Source organism: Atribacterota bacterium (assembly GCA_028703475.1).
GTDB lineage: Bacteria > Atribacterota > Phoenicimicrobiia > Phoenicimicrobiales > Stramentimicrobiaceae > JAQVMU01.
Genome location: JAQVMU010000026.1, coordinates 1 through 19,294 on the forward strand (window position 1 = coordinate 1; position 19,294 = coordinate 19,294).

Below are 19,294 nucleotides of genomic sequence, written 5' to 3' on the forward strand. Positions count from 1 at the left end.
TATTTAAAGTCTTTATAGTCATTTCAGCGGCAGAATCCTGATCTGGCAGGGGAAGAATCTCTGCTGAAACATATCCCTGGTAGTTTATTTCTTTTAATGTTTCAACTATTTTTTGGAAGTCAAGATGTCCATACCCTGGTGCCCACCTATTGCTATCTGCAAAATGTACATGGGTAATATAGTCTTTTGCTTCAATAATACTTTCATAAATGGAAACTTCTTCAATATTCATATGAAAAGTATCTGCCAGCAGTCCTACATTCGGCATACCAATTTTATCGATAAATGCCATCCCTTCTTGCAGTGTATTAATAAAATTACTTTCATATCGATTTACAGGTTCCAGGGTTAATTTAATCTTTTTCTCCAAGCCAAATTCAGCGCACTTTTTTAGACTATCAATAGTCCATTCTTCAGTTTCTTCTCGAAAAACCCCTTCTTTAATAACTCCTCTGATCAAACCAATAATAACCTGAGCATTAAAATTAGAAGCAAATTTAATTTGTTCTATAATTCTGTCAATTGCAGCCTTTCTTACTATTTCATTTGGATCTGAGAGACTTAATCCTTCTTCTCCCCAGGCTTGACCTGTACCAATAGCCGGAACTTCTAAATTAGATTCATTAACCATATTAATCACTTTTTCAACATCCAGATACTTAGGATCCCTAACGGCAAGTTCAACTCCGTTAAAACCAAGTGAAGATACTTTTTCAATATTTTTTTCTAAATCCTCTTTAAAAGCTAAGGCTGAAAAACTTGTTTTCTGTGTGGAAACCACAATACTCTTTTTCATAATAAAATCCTTTTTATTAAAATAAATATTCCTGAAACGAACAATATAGATAAAGCACAAATATTTGTGCCTTATTAATAAACTTTAATTCTTTTTCACTAAATATGCAATATTCAATACTAACGATTTGTACTATACAAATAATTATAAACTTTATTAATTTTTTAATCTTAAGTCTTAATTTTTATGTTATTTTGTATTGGACTAGATACTATATTGTGACCCGATACCCTTCTTTTATTTCTTCCCCCTCACCCTAACCATCTCCCTTATTTATTCCTGCATAATTGTTAGTGGAGTAGTTTTCAGTTCTTTGTTCATAGTTTTTAGAAAAATCCTCTTTAGCTATTTCTAAAATCTATATTATACTTTTTTGTCGTTATAAAAGATATTTTCTTTTCTGTCATTGCAACCAAAGGTAGTGAAGCAATCTTATACAATTATACCCAAGAAAATAGTATCTTATGCAATATTCCAGTGTTCTACTATTACACTATTTACTTTCACATTATTGCATTCTTCCACTCTTCCAATCTTGTAAAATGTTACCTATATCTTGGTTAAATCGAAATGATTTCTAACTGAAAACCAAAAACTGACAACTGAAAACTTTTTTCTATAAACTATTAATCTGACCAATATAGGGTAGTTCAAAGACAGACTTCCATCCCTTGCTCATAGGCTCTTTTAAGAATGGTTCCATTTCCTTAGGATCTCTCAGGCTGATTTTTTCAACCGGAGGAAGTTTGCCGGATGGATAGGTTTCCAGTATTTCATCATGAACTAGAGTTAAATATTTTAAGATTGCTGCAATAGGCCTTTTTGCCTTATCGGCAGTTGCCCTGGTAGGTTTACCCACTACACCTTCCGGGACTGCTGCTCTTTCAATAGCAGACTGTCCTTCTCCCTGCTGCCACTGTTGTGGTCTGCGAAATGGATCTACTGAGGTATCAAAATGTCCACCGGGCAATAATGATTCACCTTCAGTATCAACAGCATATTTCATATCCAGCATTTCCGGGAATAATAACAAACCTACGGAAGCTTCTGACTCATCAGCATGTACAAAATCGGTAGACATGCTATTTTCTCTCTCTACCGGAATAAAAAATTCCCTGATTGCACGATGCCAATCAATTACCCTGTATATTCCTGGCAACTGATACCGCTTGCAAAATTCCTGAAGTGCAGACTCCAATACCCATAATTGCCCATGATTATTAACCCATATCTGTTTTCTAAATCCATCATTCCAAAGCCCGAGCATAACATTAATCATTGTCTCTCTGACAACATCTTCCGGCATAATTACCGTGCCGGCCATACCACAGTGATGGTAAGGATGGGCACCATAATTTATTGGAGGTATAGCCAGACTTACTGGATTACCTTTTTTTTTGCAATGCCTTCTGATTGCTTCACATATTTGGGTAACCATAAAGGTATCCAAACCTGTATTGGCATAATCACCGTGACATTCAGTGCATCCAACCGGAACAAAGACAATATCATCTTTTCTGCGATCTTCCATGACATGCATTCGGGGTGTATTCTGTATATAACTTCCTGCTTTACCCAATTCAGAAGAGGAGGGAATATCATATTCCTTTAAAATTTCCTCTATCTCACTCATCGGGGCATCAAAAAGTTTTTTCTTAAGATGTCCTACCTTTGTATTTTCAAAATATATATTGGGGTAGTCTGTTGTCAGCCATTTCTCTCCCATAACTTTCTCCTTTTTTTATAAATTTTTTTTATTTGGTTGTTGTCTACAAATTAATCAAAGATACAGGTTATCTTGCATTCTTCTCTACAGGTTCTGAGTAATACAATATTATCCGGAACTTCTTCCAGTTTAATTGTCTTAGTAATCAGTGGTGTCATATCCATACCTGTTGCCATGGAACTGATTACCCTGGGGAATGTTCCATGACCTGAATGTCCCTGGGCACCAATAATTTCAGCCCTTCTTACCTGGAATACTTCACCGGTTAAAGGAATTTTTTTATCAGCACGGGCTACAATTACCACTGTACTGTTAACCATTTTTCCTTCCCATATACATTGCTCTATTCCCGGCCATACTTTATCCGGCAATCCGGTGGCTTCTAAATACAATTTAGCTCCTAATCCACCTGTAATTTCTAAAACTCGCTGGGTAAAATCTTCTTTTATTGGATTAATAACAAAATCAGCACCCATTTTTTTGCCTAATTTAGCCCTGTCTTCAGATGGCTCAGAAAGAATAACTCTGGCCGCTCCGGCTCTTTTTAATATTGCAACAGCAGACTGTCCAATAGGCCCTCCGCCTAAAACAACTACATTATCACCAGGTCTGATTCCTTTACCTCGCTCAATTACTGCATTGTAAGCAACAGAGGTAGGTTCTGTCACACTTCCTGCTAAGAATAAATCGTCACCTTTATATACTTCTCTGAGTTCTTCTAAACTCCAGGTGTATTTAGCGTCAACTTTTACATATTCTGCAAATGCGCCATCAATGCTAAATCCAATCTCCTCTAATTTTTCACAGTGATTTGGATAACCGTCTACACAAGGACGACATCTTCCACACCAAAACATTTCTTCAGCAGTAACAGCCTCCCCTTCTTCATATCTCTTTCCGGTTCGTTTATTAAAGGCATTTTCTCCTGCCTCTACCACAATACCTGAAAATTCATGTCCTAAAGTAGCCGGGAAGGCAGTGAGACCCGGATACCATATATATCCATCTTCATCAGGTTGTGCCATATGCACATCACTGCCACAAATACCACATGCCTTTACCTTAATTAAAACATCATCAGGACCAATCTTCGGAATATCTTTTTCTTCAATTCTCAAGTGTGGATTTCGCCATACTTTGCTTCCCAGGTAAGTTAGTTTACCCTCTATATCTTTGGACCCTAATTTAAAGTCAGGTTTTGGATCCCAGGTAGCATCAAGAATAACTGTTTTCATTTTTCTTGCCATTTCTATATCTCCTTATAATATTAATTTCTATTTTCAATAAATTAATAAATTTATTTTACCTTTTGATATTTACTGCAAGATTTGCGTTCAATTAATTCCGGTTTTAGAAATATATTTTCATGACTTATTTGTTTCTCTATTCTTTCCAATAACTTAATAATAGCTAAATACCCCATATCCAGCATCGGCTGGCGAATGGTGGTAAGCGGGGGGGAAAGATGAGATGCCAATTGAATATCATCAAACCCCACAATTGAAAAGTCATGAGGTACATCATATCCTTTTTCTTTAATGGCTTCTAAAACACCAACTGCCAATAAATCATTCGCTGTAAATATTGCAGTGGGAGGATCATCAAATTTTAAATAGTTATTCATTATGTGGTATCCCCCTCTATTTTTAAAGTCACCTCTGCTTAAATATTGCTTATCAAAAGAAATACCATAATACTGCAATGCTTTCTTGTATCCTTTTATCCTATCCATAGTAGCATTTGTATTATAGGGACCTGCTATATGACCAATCTTCTTATGACCTAAACGTATAAGGTACTGGGTAGCAAGAAATCCTCCGGCAATATTATCAATAGAAATTGAATTTTTTTGTAATCCTTTAATGTTTCTAGAAAGCAACATATAAGGTAACCGTCTTTTTTCCAATTCTATAATACTTTTATACTGGAATTTCGCATTAGCCAAAATCAATCCTTCTACCCGTCTTTCCTCTAACAATCGTAGATATGTAATCTCTTTTTCAAGAGAGTAGTCTGTATTACATAAGATTACATTATATCCATGTTCATTAGCTGCATTTTCTACTCCTCTGGCTAATCCGGCAAAAAAAGGATTTACAATGTCTGGAATTAACATCCCAAATGTATGTAATTTATTAGTTTTTAACCCTCGGGCAAGGGCATTCGGAACATAATTTAATTCTTTAATTACTGTTAATACTTTATTAACAGTGTCCTGGCTAATATTTGTATTTCCGTTTATAACCCTCGACACAGTTGAAGGGTGAACCCCGGCTGCTTTTGCGACATCCCTTATAGTTGTTGTTTTCATAATTTTACTACTCTCTCATACTGTAAGATTTTTAATACAATTATCCTATGTTTAAAATTGGCTATCATTTATTTCTACAAATCTCCCTTTTTTAAAAGATTCCTTGGCAGCATAGCCCATCACTACTGCCATCTTCCCGTCATACCCATTTACCGAGGGATTCATGTTGTTTTTAATACATTCTGAAAAATGCTTCATCTCATTTATATATGCATCATTATATCTTTCTAAAAAGAAATACACTGGCTTATCACTCATAGCAGATTCTTCCCCATATAATAAAACTTCAGTTGGTATTTTATTTCCAACCTGTATACATCCTCCTGATCCAAATATCTCTATTCTCTGGTCATACCCGTAAACTGCCTGCCGGCTGTTGTCAATTATACCCCAGGCACTGTTTTTATACTGAAAAGTAACGATTGCGGTATCAATATCATTATATTTACTGATATCAGGATCAACCAGGCAATTTCCTACTGCCATCAGTGCCTTTACTTCTTCATCAAGAAGATAACGAACCATATCAAAATCATGAATAGTCATATCCAAAAAAATGCCTCCTGAGATTTTTATATAATCCAGTGGAGGTGGAGCAGGATCACGGCTGGTAATCTTCACAATATGAGGTTTGCCAATTTTCCCACTTTGTACCATTTCTTTGGCCTTCATAAAACTTGGATCAAACCGGCGATTAAATCCAATCTGTAACTTAACTCCTGCTGCCTTAACAGCACTTAATGCTCTGTCTATTTCCTTTAAATCCAGGGCTATGGGTTTTTCACAAAAAATATGCTTTCCAGCCTGAGCTGCTTCAATCATAATGGGAGCGTGGGTATCTGTAGAAGAACATATTATTACCGCATCAATTTCTTTCCTATCTAATAAATAACGATAATCATTTTTTACTATAGGAATATCATATTTTTTAGATATTTCTTCCAAAGAATCTTCAATAATATCTGAAACTCCTGTTAATTTAATTCCAGGAATCTCTGCAAAGAGATTATGCACATGCAATTTCCCAATTCTACCTAAGCCTATTACTCCAACATTAAGGTCCTTTTCCATTTTTAAACCAACCTCCAATCCAAAAAATATCTTAAGTTTTTAAATATTTTGATTCCTTTTAAATAAATTTATCTTAATTATAAAATCCTGGTATAGTTTCCCTGGTTCAGTTAATACCGGGGACCATTTCTTTCAAAAACATAATATATTATCTAAATATATAAAACTAAAATTGGCATTACAAAACAATATGCAATCGGTTGCACTAATACTTTTTTATATTATCATGGATAATTTTATTTTTCAATAATATTTTATCTTGAGTTTACATCTTTTTTCTCTTAGATTAGCTCTATTCCTTCAGCATGAATATTATGAGTATTAATATTACATGAAAGTATCTAAAAAATGTAAGCCAGTAATAAAATCTATATTAGGTTTTTAAGTTTAGTTCTAAACTCTTGCTTTTTGAGAAAAAAATGAAAGACATAGTATTTATTTTAAAATTGTAAAAGATCTAAGCCTGGTCATCAGATTATAATTTAAGTATTTTAAAGAATCCTAATTAATTTACTTTCCTCTCAATTTTTTTACCACATCTGATTACTTCAATTAAATCTTCTGTACATATTTCGTCTTTTCTGAAATCCCCTAATTTCTCACCGTGTTCCAAAATAGTAAACCTATCAGCTACTGAATAAACATGATATATATTATGAGTAATAAAAATAACTGATAATCCTCTATTCCTGGCTTCCAACACATAATCCAATACTTTTTGCGATTCCTTAATTGACAATGCTGCAGTTGGTTCATCCAAAACTAACAATTTAGCTCCAAAATGAATAGCGCGACCAATAGCTACTGACTGCCTTTCCCCGCCTGAGAGAACCGAAACCTCTTCATCAATAGACCGAACATTAATACCTATATCTTTCAATGCTTTCTCAGTAACATTCTCGATTTTATCTTTATCTAAAATATTAATTATTCCTCCCAGGTTTTTTACAGGTTCCCTTCCCAGGAAAAAATTCCGAGCTATACTCATCAAATCAATTAAAGCTAAATTTTGATGAACAGTTTCTATTCCTAAGTCACGGGCAATTTTAGGAGAACTTAGGTTTATTTTTTTTCCCTCAAATAGTATTTCTCCTTTATCAGGAGGAAAAACTCCGGTTAAAATTTTTATTAAGGTAGATTTTCCTGCTCCATTATCTCCAACCAATCCTACAATTTCATTATTCTGTACATTAAAATTTACATTTTTTAGTGCAGTTACTGTTCCAAAATGTTTAAAAATTTCCTTCATTTCAATTAAATTTCTATTATTTTTCACTTTAATGACCACCTTTTAATATTTGTATTCAGGATAACTGCAATAATTAAAATCAATCCAACAAATGCCTGATACCAATATGCAGGTGCTCCAGCCATTATTAAGCCAGAACGTAGCATTCCAATTAACAATACTCCTAATAATGTTCCCACTAAATTACCATATCCCCCAGTCATTAGAGTTCCACCAACAACTACTGCTGCAATTGCTTCTAATTCCATGCCCTGCCCCCTTACCGGATCAACTGACCCGAATCTGGCAAATTGAATACACCCTGCCAATCCTGCCAAAACTGAACATATAATAAAATTAATAATTTTTACTTTGTTAACTGAAATTCCTAAAATTCGGGCAGCCTCTTTGTTTCCACCGGTAGCATAGGTTGCATTTCCATATTGGGTTCGCAATAGAACAAAATTCAAAAAAAGAATAATGGCAAAAAACCAAATTGCTGAAGTCCTGAATTCACCCCATAGATTGCTATTTAATACTGCAAGTACAGTGGATTCTTCCCTATATCTAACAGAAAAACCTCCGGTAATAGCCAATAAAACTCCTCGCCATAACATTTGTGCACCTAAAGTAGTAATAAAAGAAGGTATTTGAAAATGAACTGTAATATAACCATTCAAAAAACCAATACCTGCAGCTGCTAATAAAGCTAAAATCAAGCTTATTAGTAAAGGAATGCCGCTTGCAGCTGAGACGGCAAATAACATGGCAGAAAAACCAAATACTGAACCAACTGAAAGATCAAATTCACCAGCAATCATTAAAAAAGTCACTCCAGCTGCTACAATTCCCAATTCAGAAGCTATAGTAACAATTCCTGAAAATGAATCAATTGTAAGAAATCTGGTAGCAGTCAAGGAAAATCCAATAAAAACGATTACTAAACCAACTAAGGCTCCGAACTCAGGATGATGGCGAAAGTATTTTACTATAAATGAGGTGAAATGTTTCTCGTCATTCATTATTTTGCTCCTTGAAATCGATACTTATATTATTCCTTTTCTTACTTGCTTAAATGGCAGGAAGCGTTCACCAACTCCCTGCCATTTTTTTAATTATTGATAAACACAATATATACTACCAATATCTTTGTTCTACTAATTCTACAACGCTTTCAACATTATCAGCATCTACAAAACCAGGACCTGTCAGAACATCATTCGCAGGTAAGAAATTATACTTGTTTAATAGATAGAAGAAATGAACAGGTAGATAACCCTGTAAATACTGCTGTTGGGAAATTGTAAATAGAGTATCCCCTTTTTGAATTGATTCTACAACTTCGTCCGAAACATCAAATCCACCATGAGTTACTTTACCAGCTAAACCTTCTTCATTAAGAAAATCGATTACATATGCACTATCAATTGATCCCAGAGTAAAAATAGCATCAGTTTCCGGGTTTCTGGTAAAATATCCTTTTAATATTTCAATTGCCTGAGTTGGGTCTAAGTAAGTTGCCAATTTCTCCGCAGGAACTCCAGCTTCTGTCATAACTTCTATGAAGCCCTGAGCTCTTAATTCCAAACCCATATGACCAATTTCATGTACGGTTACCACAGCACGTTCAGGTTTTTTATATTCTAATATTCTTTCAGCTGCTCGCTTTCCGGAAAGATATTCATCTCCTCCTATATAAAATAGATAAGGGATAGATTCATCAGCTGGTCTTGAATCAGGAACATTGATTGCAATAACAGGGATACCCATATCAATTGCTCTTCTGAGTGGCTGGTCTAAAGCATCAGGATCGGTTATAGTAACGGCAATACCATCCGGCTTTGTAGCAATAGCACTATTTAACATATCAACAAGTTGTTCTACTGAATATTTTGCTGGTCCTGAATAAGTTGCCTTAATTTCATCCTCAGTTCCTTCAGTAATAAAAGCTGCGGCGTCTTCCATTCCTTTCATAACTACTCCCCAGAAAGGATCTCCCGGACCACCATGTGACACAACATAAAAATTAAAAGTCTTTGCTGTGGCAATACAACTAAAACTTACAAAAACCAATATTAATAGAGCTAAACCAAAGATTAATTTATTATTTACCAATTTTTTCATGTTCTAATCCTCCTAAAACTAAAAATTACTATTATTTTACAACAAACCAATTATTTTATTTACCAACCACCCCCCTTAATTTATTAGTATTTTTCTTTCTTGGGTTTGATTTTTGATAAGAAACAAATTGCCTATAATGATCGAACAAATGCAGGGAAATATATTTAAAACTTACAAACCAACCTAATTTATCTGATTGTTAATAAGATGCGAATTTGACACATTTTATATATAACTTTTGTATGAAAAAATGGAAATAAAATTTAATTTATTTACCAGGGCATATAATTAATTTATAAAAATTTTTCAAATAAAAAATCAATAATTTGAAAAATTCTCATAATCTTTTAGCAGAATTTTTTTATTGAGTGCAATTTGTTGAAAATTTATAATTAAATACTATCACTTATAATATTTTTTTTCAATATCAGCTATTCAAGATAAAAATATTATAATTCTTTACTTAATCTTAATCTAAAATCATAAACGTGATTCACTTTTTAAGCTGGACAAATAGAGAATTCCAGCTAAAATAATCAAAAAACCACTTATTTGATAAAAATCGGGAATCTCTTTCAATAAAAACCAGGCCAGTAATATGGATACTGCCGGATATGCTGAGATAATTGCAGTTGCCTTGGAAAGATTGATGCGTTTGATGGATTCATAGAAAGTATAATAGGTAAGGCCATAGATTACCAGACCGTAAAAGACAAGAATACCTAATATATTTAATTCTCTTAACTTTTCATATTCCTGGACTCCGAATACTTGACTGATTATAAACAAAAAAATACCTCCATATAATGTCCTCCCAGCTGCTATAAAAAGTGGACTTAACTCTCTTTGATTCAATAATCTTTTACTGAAAATATGACCTATCTGATAGCATAATGGTGTACCTATAACCAGCAAGTCTCCCCAATTTAAAGAAAAGGTACCCTGATAAATTACTAATAATGTTCCAAAAATAATAACTGTAGTGGCAATTATTTGTCGGAATGTTACTTTTTCTTTTAATATAATATATCCTATAAAAAGAGCATAAATCGGCTCTACCTGTAACAGAATTGAGGAGTTTATTCCACTAGTTATCCTGACACCATAAAAAAATAAAATATTAGATATAGTTGTACCAAAGAATCCAATCAATAATAGAGAAAGAAAATACTTTCTGTTTATGAGTTTTTTAATTGATTCTGATCTGTATAATATTATTAAAATTAAACCAGCCGCCGCTATCAAGTTAGTCAAAGCTGCAAAAAAAAGAGGATGAACCAGGGAGACACCATACTTACCAAGAATTGGTAATGCTCCATGGATAAATACGCATATAATTACCAGTATTACTCCTTCTTTTTCTTTTTTTTCCATAATACTCCTTTTGTCTTATAGTATTACCGGCTCCGGCTCTATTTATTACAATACCAGTTATATGAATAATTTATCAAATTATTGTCATTATGCTATAATAATATTATCACAGATAATAAGGAATGGTAGATATGTTATTTTTAAATAACATAAAAAACAATTTACCCATTCTGCTGCTGTTGCTGCTAATAATCTTGTTGGATATAAATTTTTCTTTTGCCCAATCATCTGCACCTATTTATGTTTCCAGCATAGAAGGAGCTATTAATCCAATTACCGCTCAATATATGATAGACGGAATCAGAGAGGCTGAAACCAGCCAGGCTGAATGTATTATTTTCCAGATAGATACTCCCGGGGGACTTGATGATTCCATGCGCAGAATTATCAAAGAGATGCTCAACAGTCAGGTGCCGGTTATTATTTACATTGCACCACAGGGAGCCAGAGCTGCCTCGGCAGGTGCATTCATAACGTTGTCAGCCAATATTGCAGCTATGGCTCCTGGAACAAATATTGGTGCCGCCCATCCTGTTGCCATGGGTGAAGGGCAAATAGATGAAGAGATGCAATCAAAAATCGTTAATGATGCAGCTGCCTATATAAAGACAATTGCCAGAAACAGAAACAGAAATGAGGATATTGCCGAGAAATTTGTAAGAGAAAGCATTTCTATTACCGAGGAAGAGGCAATTGAAAATAATATTATTGAATTTATTGCCAACAACATAGATGATTTAATCTTTATGTTAGATGGGGTTAAAGTGAATACTGTTTCAGGGGAATTTAAACTGAACACTGCTGGTAAAGAGATTATTGAATATAAAATGTCTGTTAAAGATTTATTCCTGCACTCCCTCACCAACCCTAATATTGCCTATATTCTTCTGTTTTTAGGAATCTATGGAATTTTAGGGGAATTCAGTAATCCTGGGGCTTTGTTCCCTGGTATTTTCGGTGGGATATGTCTAATCCTGGCCTTTGTAGCTTTTCAGATGATTCCCATTAATTTAGCCGGTATAATTCTTATTATAACAGGCATAATTCTGTTCCTCTTTGAAATATATACTCCCACTTTCGGGTTACTTACTATAGGAGGCATAGCATCATTGACACTGGGTTCCTTCATGTTAACAAAAGATATGGCTCCATTTTTACAGATTTCATCAAGTGTCATTATTACCATGATACTTATGACCGGACTGTTTTTTATATTTGCTGTCACTAAAGGTATAAAAATACAATGGAAAAAGCCTATTTCCGGAAAAGAGAGCATGGTTGGTATGACAGGAACAGCAAGAACTAATTTAAACCCTGATGGACAGGTATTTGTTAACGGAGAAATCTGGCAGGCTACTGCACTTGAGGGTATTGAAATAAAAAGAGGAGAACAGATTTTTGTAACATCTGTAGAAGGCTTGCATCTGACAGTTAATAAAACTATAAACAAGGAGGATTAAAATGGATATAATTGCCTCTTCGAGCCTTTATCTGGGCATATTGATTGTACTAATTATTATTTTATCCCAGGCAATTAAAATAGTAAATGAATATGAAAGAGGAGTAGTTTTTCGTTTAGGAAGAGTAGTAGGTGCAAAAGGACCGGGTATTATTATCCTAATTCCGATTGTTGACCGCATGGTAAAAGTAAGCTTGAGAACTATCAATATGGATGTACCTGCTCAGGAAGTTATCACCAGTGATACAGTTCCGATTAAGGTTAATGCCGTTATTTATTTTCGAGTGGTTGATCCGGTTAAAGCAATCATTTCAGTTGAAAATTACATTACTGCTACTTCTCAGATAGCACAAACAACACTCAGAAGCGTTTTGGGAGAAAGGGACCTGGATACCTTTCTATCCCAAAGAGAAAAAATTAATCAAACATTACAACAAATCGTAGATGAACAGACTGATCCCTGGGGAATAAAAGTTAGTACGGTAGAAACCAAGGATGTAGAATTACCGGAAAACATGCGACGGGCAATGGCTAAACAGGCTGAAGCTGAAAGAGAAAGAAGGGCAAAGGTCATTCATGCTGAAGGTGAATTCCAGGCATCGGAAAAACTGGTTCAAGCAGCAGAAAAAATGAGCTCCCAACCGCTGGCTCTGCAATTACGTTACTTACAAACACTGGGAATTATTGCAGCAGATAAGAATACCACAACTGTATTTCCATTCCCAATGGAGTTTATCAAACCATTTTTAGATATTTATAACAAACAGCAAAAATCTACGCCAAAAAATAAGGAAAAATCAAAATAGTTGGGTTTTTTATTAATATACTGAATTTATATAAACCAAATAATAAAACTGCTTTCTATAATTCTATGCAGTAAATATTACAATATAAAATTGGAGATGAAATATATTGGTCTTCTCAATCAGCTTAATCTAAAACCTTGTATACTTCATCTCCACCTCTTACTCTTTCTTCAACTTTAATACCGACTGAATCACCGGCAATAGCTCTGTCAATCTGTTCATTTTCAATTTGCATTGATTCAATTTCCTGTGTGAAATCTGTCGTATGACCCCTGAATTGCAGGGTATCTCCAATTCTGATTTCCCCTGATTCAATTTCAATTGCAGCTACACCAATCTTTGCAAAGTAATCAATTACATGACCAACTAATTCTTTTTCCATTTGTATCCTCCTTTATATTTATATATCATTTTTAATTGATATAATTTTATTTACTCATCATAAGAATAGATCATATTCTTATCATATGGTATTAATAGGCTCTGCCAAAATACACCGGAAAAGAAGAATCCCTTCCACAGTAAATACACTTTCCTTTTTTATCAGATTCTTCTGCAAGACAACGAATAGTGGCTTTTGTATCTTTTTTAATACTATCTTCACATTCAGGATTACCACACCAGTACGTTTTAATAAAACCTTTTTGTTCTTCAATAATATCTTTAAAATCATTATAATTGTCAGTAAACCTAATATTTTCCTGTAGCCGGGTTTTAGCAGTTAGATATAAATTATTTTGAATATCTTCCATCCATTTGCTTAAAGTTGTAATAAGTTCACTTTCCTTAACTACTGTTTTGTTGCCTTTGTCCCTTCTGACTGCCATAACCTGGTTTTGGGCTATATCACGAGGCCCTATTTCCAAACGAACCGGGACGCCTTTCATCTCCCACTCATTAAATTTCCAACCAGGAGTGTATTCATCACGATCATCAAGCTCAACCCTGAATTTATCTGATAATATTCTTTCTAATTCCCTGGCTTTATTTAACACTTCTTCTTTTGTCTTATCAAAAAGAATGGGAACTATAACAACCTGTATCGGGGCAACTTTTGGGGGTAACTTTAGACCACGTTCGTCTCCGTGAACCATAATTATTCCACCGACCAGCCTGGTTGATGTACCCCAGGAAGTTGTCCAGGCATACTGTTCTTCCTGATTTTCATCCAGAAAACGAATATCAAAAGCCCTGGCAAAATTCTGACCCAGGTTATGTGAAGTGCCCGCTTGTAAAATTTTTCCATCTCCCATTAGTGCTTCCAGGGTATATGTATGTACGGCACCGGCAAATTTTTCATTGTTACTCTTTTTACCAACAAGTACCGGGATTGCCAAATCTTTTTCGATATATTCTTTATAAACTTCTAAAAGAATTTTTAAAGTTTCTTCTTCTGCTTCCTGTTCATTTTTGTGCGCAGTATGACCTTCCTGCCATAAAAATTCTGTTGTTCTTAAAAATGGCCGGGTAACCTTTTCCCAGCGAACAATATTTGCCCATTGGTTTATTAAAATGGGTAGATCACGCCAGGAATGAACCCACTTGGAATATAAGCTGCCAATTATTGCTTCAGAAGTTGGTCTGACTGCCAGTCTTTCCTCCAGCTTCTGTTCCCCTCCATGGGTAACCCATGCTACTTCAGGTGCGAATCCCTCTACATGCTCTGCCTCTCTCACCAAAAGACTCTCGGGGATAAATAGTGGAAAATAGGCATTTTTATGTCCTGTTGCCTTAATTTTATCATCCAGACATTGTTTCATATTTTCCCATAAAGAATAGCCATAAGGCTTAATTACCATACAGCCTTTTACCATGGTATAATCAGCTAAATCAGCTTTTTTAACTACATCAGTATACCATCTGGAAAATGCTTCATCTTTTGATGCTATTTCTTTTACAAACTCTCCGTCATTCATTATTCTACTCCTTGGTTTCTTTAACTATCTATAAAGACATTATGTTGAAAAAATTTTATCATATTTACCTTTAATTGTCTAAGATATAAGAACAGTTCCACTATATTTATATTAAATACCGGAATAAAAATTATTTATAATCTATTCTTTTTCTATTCTTCTTCCCTTCTTCGATTTTAATTAAAATATCAAAAATATTATTAGAGTATTAAAACTATATCCTATCATTTTAGTTTATCTATAATGTAGATTTATATATAAAATCTAAGGGTAAAATAGACAGCAGGGAAATAAATAAAATTAACAATGTATAATAATATACTTTTAATTATTGTATCTTATATAGCTAAAACTATAACTCTTTCCTAATGAATAACAATATACCATCCCTTGTTACTTGACTTTATAATTTGTATACGATATATTAGTATTGTAAGTTATTTTTTGAATAAAAATGAGGTAAAAAAAGTGGTCGGAAAATTATCAATGAGTCAGGAAGTATATTCTGCCCTTAGGCAAATTGTCAGGGCTATGGATGTTCATTCTAAATATTTATATAAATATTATGGGTTAAGCACTCCCCAATTAACTATATTAAAAGTACTGTCAGAGGTCAGCGAAATACCAACTGGCCAATTGGCTAAGAGGATTAGTTTAAGTCAGGCTACTGTTACTGATATTCTCGACCGTCTGGAAGAAAAAGGACTTATCACAAGACAAAGAAGCAGCTTTGATAAAAGGAGAGTTTATATCCGGATTTCAGAGAAAGGGAGAAGTATAGTATTAAAGAATCCTTCATTACTGAAAGAAGGTTTTTTACAACAATTCAATGAACTTGAAGATTGGGAACAAACATTAATATTATCATCTATGCAACGCGTAGTTGCTATGATGAGAACACCTGAAATTGAATCAGATATTAAGATAAAACATATTGCAAAAAAGAAACAACTTGTCTAATTAACAGCTTTCTTAAAACTTCAAAAATATTTTTTAATTTATAATATTTCTAATTTTTTTAGAGAAAAATAAAAAGGAGGGGATTAAAATAGAGATATCGTTTATGGAATGGTTAGGTTATTTTAAAGGAACAATCGTTGAAGAATTCATACGCCATATACAGATTGTCGCTATTAGTCTTCCGTTTGCTTTGATAATTAGCGTACCATTGGGTTTTTATATTTCAGCACGTCCTAAAATAGCTCAAACTGTCATCAATATTACAAGTATATTAATGACTATTCCCAGTTTAGCTCTTTTTGGGCTCATGGTAGTACTCTTGGCACCTTTTAAACTTGGTCTGGGAATTGTACCGGCTGTTATCGCTATTACTTTATATTCCATGCTGCCAATCACCAGGAATACATATATTGCCATTAACCAGGTTCCAGCAGGAATGATTGAAGCAGCTCGTGGAATGGGAATGACCAAACAGCAAATATTGTGGAGAGTTAAACTGCCTTTGTCTATTCCGGTTATTATGGCTGGAGTAAGAAACGCCATGGTTTTAGGAGTCAGTGTGGCTACCTTTGCCTCACTGGTTGCAGCAGGAGGATTAGGCTATTTTATTTTTTCCGGAATAAGTCGATCTAATCTTAGAATGGTTGGTGTAGGTGCAATTTTGGTATCAATTTTGGGAATCGGAGTAAATTATTTTCTTATTTTAGTAGAAGAATGGATTACTCCCAGGGGTTTAAAAGTAAAAAGATAATTTTTCAAGGAGATAAACACGATGATGAGTGATTCGAATATGAATGAGAAACAAGCTACTGAGAATAAAGAAAATGAGCAAGGGGAAAATCAGAAATACACTATCGAACTTAAAAATGTCACCAAACGTTTTGGAAATGATGTAGCAGTTGATAAACTTAATTTGCAAATGGAAAAAGGTACAATAACTATGTTGATTGGCCCCTCCGGTTGTGGGAAAACTACCACTATGAAAATGATTAATCGCCTTGTACAACTTGATGAGGGTGAAATAAAGCTTGAAGGAACTTCGGTTTACGATATTGACCCTGTACAGCTTAGAAGAACTATCGGTTATGTTATCCAGGAAATTGGTTTATTTCCACATTTTACTGTATATGACAATATTGCCACTGTTCCACGTCTGTTAAAATGGGATGAAAGTAAGATTAAAAAACGGGTTGAAGAATTATTAGATATGGTAACCCTGGATTCCAGTTATGCATACCGTTATCCTTTGCAGCTTTCTGGAGGCGAAAGACAAAGAGTCGGATTAGCAAGAGCATTGGGGGCAGACCCTGAAGTTTTGCTTATGGATGAACCCTTTGGCGCTATCGACCCTATTAACCGTTTAAAGCTTCATGATTCTTTTCTTGAAATACAGGACGAAATAAAAAAGACTATAGTTTTCGTAACTCACGATATTAATGAAGCTATAAAACTGGGCGATAAAGTTGCAATTATCAGAGATGGTAAATTAGTGCAATATGCCAATTCTACAGAAATATTGTATAACCCTGCCAATAAATTTGTTGAAAATCTTCTGGGACAGGACAGAAGTCTGAAGGCTCTAACGCTGAAGAGAACCAAGGACTTTATCAGTAGTGAAGATACAATTACCGTGGATAAGGAGATTTCAGAAGAAGAAGTTCTTAAATTATTACAGGAGAAAGATCAAATTGTCGCTTTTGTATTGGATGAAAATGGTAAACTTTCTGGAAGATACTGGCTGGAAAAAACCAGGAAAGATAAAGTCGAAATTAACTATGACGAAAGTCCGATCCTTACAGAACAGAACAACACCTTAAATGAAAGTCTTTCTACAATGTTTTCCAGCGGTGAAAAACTACTACCGGTCGTAAATAGACGTAATAAATTTATGGGTGTCATCCGATTAAATCATATATTTGAAGAATTTAATAAATAAACGGGGTAGTAAATATAATGAATCTATTTCAATATATTTCGGAAAATTTCAATAAAATAATGGAACTATTTGTGGAACATTTCTTTCTTTTCCTTTTTTCAATTATTATTACAACAATAATCGGGGTTTCCTTAAGTATTATTGCCACTGATGAAGGAAGAGAAAAAATAGGAAAAACAATTTTGTCAATTACCGGTGCTGCCCAAGCAGTACCCTCTATTGCAGTAATTGCACTGGTTTTTATATATGTTGGCATCGGTAAGACCCCAACTATTATTTCCCTCATCATTTATAGCCTTGTTCCTGTTATATTTAATGCCACATCGGGAATTTTAAGTGTTCCTAAAGGTGTTATCGAAGCAGGTAAAGGTATGGGATTTACTAAAAACCAGATTCTCTGGAAATTAAAGATTCCTATTGCAGTACCAGTAATAATGGGTGGTATTCGCAGTGCTGCTACTATTATAATAGGAACCGCAGTTATCGCATCAGTTATCGGAGGTGGTGGCCTGGGTGATTTAATTTTTACCGGTTTAAAATTAAACAGGCCAGAGGCATTAGTGGCAGGAGCTGCCTCGTCAGCTATCCTGGCAATTATTATCGATCGTATATTGGGTTATGTTGAAAAAATTATAACACCAAAGGGTTTAAAAGTAGAAAAATAATATTAATAAAAAACAAGGAGGAAATTGTTATGAGAAAAAAAATAATATTTACAATTACTATTAGTTTAGTGTTACTGATAGCCAGCATGGGGGTCTTTGCCCAGGCAAAGAATATTACTGCCGGAGCAAAGGACTTTACCGAACAATATATAGTTGGACATATGTCTGCTATTCTACTGCAAGAAAATGGATTTGATGTAGATTTAAAAATGGGCACAGGTAGTACTATAACCCGTCAAGCACTGGAAACCGGTCAAATTGATCTATATCCTGAATATACCGGGACAGCATGGTTGGTTTATTTGGGACATGAAGATGAAGTGATTACTGACCCAGAAGAACTCTATGGAAAAGTAAAAACAGAAGACCTGGAAAAGAATGGAATTGCCTGGTTAGATTGGTCAGCAGTCAATAATACCTATGCTATCGCGCTAACCCGGGAACAAGCTGCAGAAACAGGAATTGAAACTTTATCCGACCTGGCAGAATATGTAAATGAAAACCATGATCTTATCTGGGCAATTGATCATGAATTTTCTGAAAGAGCAGATGGATTGCCAGGTTTAGCTGAACACTACAGCATGGATATTGCTGAAGATAACGTAAAAATAATGGAAATCGGCTTAACCCATGAGGCTATAGACCGTGGACAGGCAGATATTACAATGGTATTTGCCACAGATGGTAAAATCAGAAAATTTGACCTGGTGGTATTAGAGGATGACAAGCAATTCTTCCCCGTATATAACTTGAGCGTAACCATCAGAAAAGAAGTTCTGGACCAATATCCGGAAATTGAAGAAATCTTAGAGCCAATTACCGAATTAACCGATGAAGTAATGCAGGAACTCAACTATCAGGTTGATGCCATAGGGTTGCCAGAAAGATTAGTTGCCAGAAACTATCTTGCTGAAAACGGTTA

General features: G+C 34.4%; 18 protein-coding genes. 7 read left to right on the forward strand and 11 right to left on the reverse strand.

Going from position 1 to position 19,294, the window contains the following annotated elements:
* The 9 genes from iolO to PHQ99_04420 all read right to left on the reverse strand — a co-directional run.
* Positions 1 to 796 (reverse strand): 5-keto-L-gluconate epimerase (iolO, locus tag PHQ99_04380; protein ID MDD4288803.1); only part of this gene is annotated, 796 nt, incomplete at its 3' end.
* A gap of 616 nt (positions 797 to 1,412) precedes the next feature.
* Entirely contained in the window at positions 1,413 to 2,522 is a 1,110-nt protein-coding gene (gene iolN / locus PHQ99_04385; protein MDD4288804.1) for a 3-dehydro-scyllo-inosose hydrolase, read from the reverse strand.
* Positions 2,523 to 2,572: 50 nt separating this feature from the next.
* Positions 2,573 to 3,769 carry a scyllo-inosose 3-dehydrogenase gene (gene iolM, locus PHQ99_04390; GenBank protein MDD4288805.1) on the reverse strand — a complete coding sequence of 399 codons (1,197 nt, stop codon included), beginning with the start codon at positions 3,767 to 3,769 and terminating at the stop codon, positions 2,573 to 2,575.
* Between the two features lie 50 nt (positions 3,770 to 3,819).
* Positions 3,820 to 4,833 (reverse strand): LacI family DNA-binding transcriptional regulator, encoded by a 1,014-nt coding sequence (locus PHQ99_04395; protein ID MDD4288806.1) that lies wholly within the window; start codon positions 4,831 to 4,833, stop codon positions 3,820 to 3,822.
* A gap of 51 nt (positions 4,834 to 4,884) precedes the next feature.
* A complete protein-coding gene (gene iolG / locus PHQ99_04400) occupies positions 4,885 to 5,904 on the reverse strand; it encodes an inositol 2-dehydrogenase (GenBank protein MDD4288807.1) in 1,020 nt (339 codons plus the stop codon).
* A gap of 505 nt (positions 5,905 to 6,409) precedes the next feature.
* Positions 6,410 to 7,180: an ATP-binding cassette domain-containing protein gene (locus tag PHQ99_04405; protein ID MDD4288808.1), complete on the reverse strand. Its 771-nt coding sequence runs from the start codon at positions 7,178 to 7,180 to the stop codon at positions 6,410 to 6,412.
* The gene (locus PHQ99_04410; GenBank protein MDD4288809.1) at positions 7,177 to 8,154 is read right to left on the reverse strand and encodes an ABC transporter permease; all 978 of its coding nucleotides are present in this window, start codon (positions 8,152 to 8,154) and stop codon (positions 7,177 to 7,179) included. The genes PHQ99_04405 and PHQ99_04410 overlap by 4 nt, the downstream gene beginning before the upstream one ends.
* 115 nt (positions 8,155 to 8,269) lie before the next feature.
* The gene (locus PHQ99_04415) at positions 8,270 to 9,256 is read right to left on the reverse strand and encodes a sugar ABC transporter substrate-binding protein (GenBank protein MDD4288810.1); all 987 of its coding nucleotides are present in this window, start codon (positions 9,254 to 9,256) and stop codon (positions 8,270 to 8,272) included.
* A gap of 480 nt (positions 9,257 to 9,736) precedes the next feature.
* Positions 9,737 to 10,630 (reverse strand): DMT family transporter, encoded by an 894-nt coding sequence (locus tag PHQ99_04420; GenBank protein MDD4288811.1) that lies wholly within the window; start codon positions 10,628 to 10,630, stop codon positions 9,737 to 9,739.
* Positions 10,631 to 10,761: 131 nt separating this feature from the next.
* Between PHQ99_04420 and PHQ99_04425 the strand changes: the two genes are divergently transcribed.
* Together PHQ99_04425 and PHQ99_04430 are read left to right on the forward strand one after the other, a co-directional pair.
* Positions 10,762 to 12,090, forward strand: coding sequence for a nodulation protein NfeD (locus tag PHQ99_04425; GenBank protein MDD4288812.1), 1,329 nt, complete (start codon positions 10,762 to 10,764; stop codon positions 12,088 to 12,090).
* 1 nt (position 12,091) lies between these two features.
* Entirely contained in the window at positions 12,092 to 12,895 is an 804-nt protein-coding gene (locus PHQ99_04430; protein MDD4288813.1) for a slipin family protein, read from the forward strand.
* A 124-nt stretch (positions 12,896 to 13,019) separates the two neighbouring features.
* Here PHQ99_04430 and PHQ99_04435 read toward each other — a convergent pair whose 3' ends face one another.
* Positions 13,020 to 13,277 carry an EF-Tu/IF-2/RF-3 family GTPase gene (locus PHQ99_04435; GenBank protein MDD4288814.1) on the reverse strand — a complete coding sequence of 86 codons (258 nt, stop codon included), beginning with the start codon at positions 13,275 to 13,277 and terminating at the stop codon, positions 13,020 to 13,022.
* A gap of 91 nt (positions 13,278 to 13,368) precedes the next feature.
* Positions 13,369 to 14,811 carry a proline--tRNA ligase gene (gene proS, locus PHQ99_04440; GenBank protein MDD4288815.1) on the reverse strand — a complete coding sequence of 481 codons (1,443 nt, stop codon included), beginning with the start codon at positions 14,809 to 14,811 and terminating at the stop codon, positions 13,369 to 13,371.
* A 468-nt stretch (positions 14,812 to 15,279) separates the two neighbouring features.
* Between proS and PHQ99_04445 the strand changes: the two genes are divergently transcribed.
* The 5 genes from PHQ99_04445 to PHQ99_04465 all read left to right on the forward strand — a co-directional run.
* A complete protein-coding gene (locus PHQ99_04445; GenBank protein ID MDD4288816.1) occupies positions 15,280 to 15,771 on the forward strand; it encodes a MarR family transcriptional regulator in 492 nt (163 codons plus the stop codon).
* Positions 15,772 to 15,874: 103 nt separating this feature from the next.
* Positions 15,875 to 16,522: an ABC transporter permease gene (locus tag PHQ99_04450; protein ID MDD4288817.1), complete on the forward strand. Its 648-nt coding sequence runs from the start codon at positions 15,875 to 15,877 to the stop codon at positions 16,520 to 16,522.
* Between the two features lie 21 nt (positions 16,523 to 16,543).
* The gene (locus PHQ99_04455) at positions 16,544 to 17,707 is read left to right on the forward strand and encodes an ATP-binding cassette domain-containing protein (protein ID MDD4288818.1); all 1,164 of its coding nucleotides are present in this window, start codon (positions 16,544 to 16,546) and stop codon (positions 17,705 to 17,707) included.
* A gap of 17 nt (positions 17,708 to 17,724) precedes the next feature.
* Positions 17,725 to 18,372 carry an ABC transporter permease gene (locus tag PHQ99_04460; protein ID MDD4288819.1) on the forward strand — a complete coding sequence of 216 codons (648 nt, stop codon included), beginning with the start codon at positions 17,725 to 17,727 and terminating at the stop codon, positions 18,370 to 18,372.
* A gap of 29 nt (positions 18,373 to 18,401) precedes the next feature.
* The coding region (locus tag PHQ99_04465; GenBank protein MDD4288820.1) for a glycine betaine ABC transporter substrate-binding protein at positions 18,402 to 19,294 on the forward strand (893 nt) is incomplete at its 3' end.

What these genes read in the sequence shown, in the direction of transcription:
- iolN (MDD4288804.1), bottom strand. Translation starts at nt 2,522, where the DNA reads ATGGGAGAGAAATGGCTGACAACAGACTACCCCAATATATATTTTGAA.
- iolM (MDD4288805.1), bottom strand. Translation starts at nt 3,769, where the DNA reads ATGGCAAGAAAAATGAAAACAGTTATTCTTGATGCTACCTGGGATCCA.
- PHQ99_04395 (MDD4288806.1), bottom strand. Translation starts at nt 4,833, where the DNA reads ATGAAAACAACAACTATAAGGGATGTCGCAAAAGCAGCCGGGGTTCAC.
- iolG (MDD4288807.1), bottom strand. Translation starts at nt 5,904, where the DNA reads ATGGAAAAGGACCTTAATGTTGGAGTAATAGGCTTAGGTAGAATTGGG.
- PHQ99_04410 (MDD4288809.1), bottom strand. Translation starts at nt 8,154, where the DNA reads ATGAATGACGAGAAACATTTCACCTCATTTATAGTAAAATACTTTCGC.
- PHQ99_04415 (MDD4288810.1), bottom strand. Translation starts at nt 9,256, where the DNA reads ATGAAAAAATTGGTAAATAATAAATTAATCTTTGGTTTAGCTCTATTA.
- PHQ99_04420 (MDD4288811.1), bottom strand. Translation starts at nt 10,630, where the DNA reads ATGGAAAAAAAAGAAAAAGAAGGAGTAATACTGGTAATTATATGCGTA.
- PHQ99_04425 (MDD4288812.1), top strand. Translation starts at nt 10,762, where the DNA reads ATGTTATTTTTAAATAACATAAAAAACAATTTACCCATTCTGCTGCTG.
- PHQ99_04430 (MDD4288813.1), top strand. Translation starts at nt 12,092, where the DNA reads ATGGATATAATTGCCTCTTCGAGCCTTTATCTGGGCATATTGATTGTA.
- PHQ99_04435 (MDD4288814.1), bottom strand. Translation starts at nt 13,277, where the DNA reads ATGGAAAAAGAATTAGTTGGTCATGTAATTGATTACTTTGCAAAGATT.
- proS (MDD4288815.1), bottom strand. Translation starts at nt 14,811, where the DNA reads ATGAATGACGGAGAGTTTGTAAAAGAAATAGCATCAAAAGATGAAGCA.
- PHQ99_04450 (MDD4288817.1), top strand. Translation starts at nt 15,875, where the DNA reads ATGGAATGGTTAGGTTATTTTAAAGGAACAATCGTTGAAGAATTCATA.
- PHQ99_04455 (MDD4288818.1), top strand. Translation starts at nt 16,544, where the DNA reads ATGATGAGTGATTCGAATATGAATGAGAAACAAGCTACTGAGAATAAA.
- PHQ99_04460 (MDD4288819.1), top strand. Translation starts at nt 17,725, where the DNA reads ATGAATCTATTTCAATATATTTCGGAAAATTTCAATAAAATAATGGAA.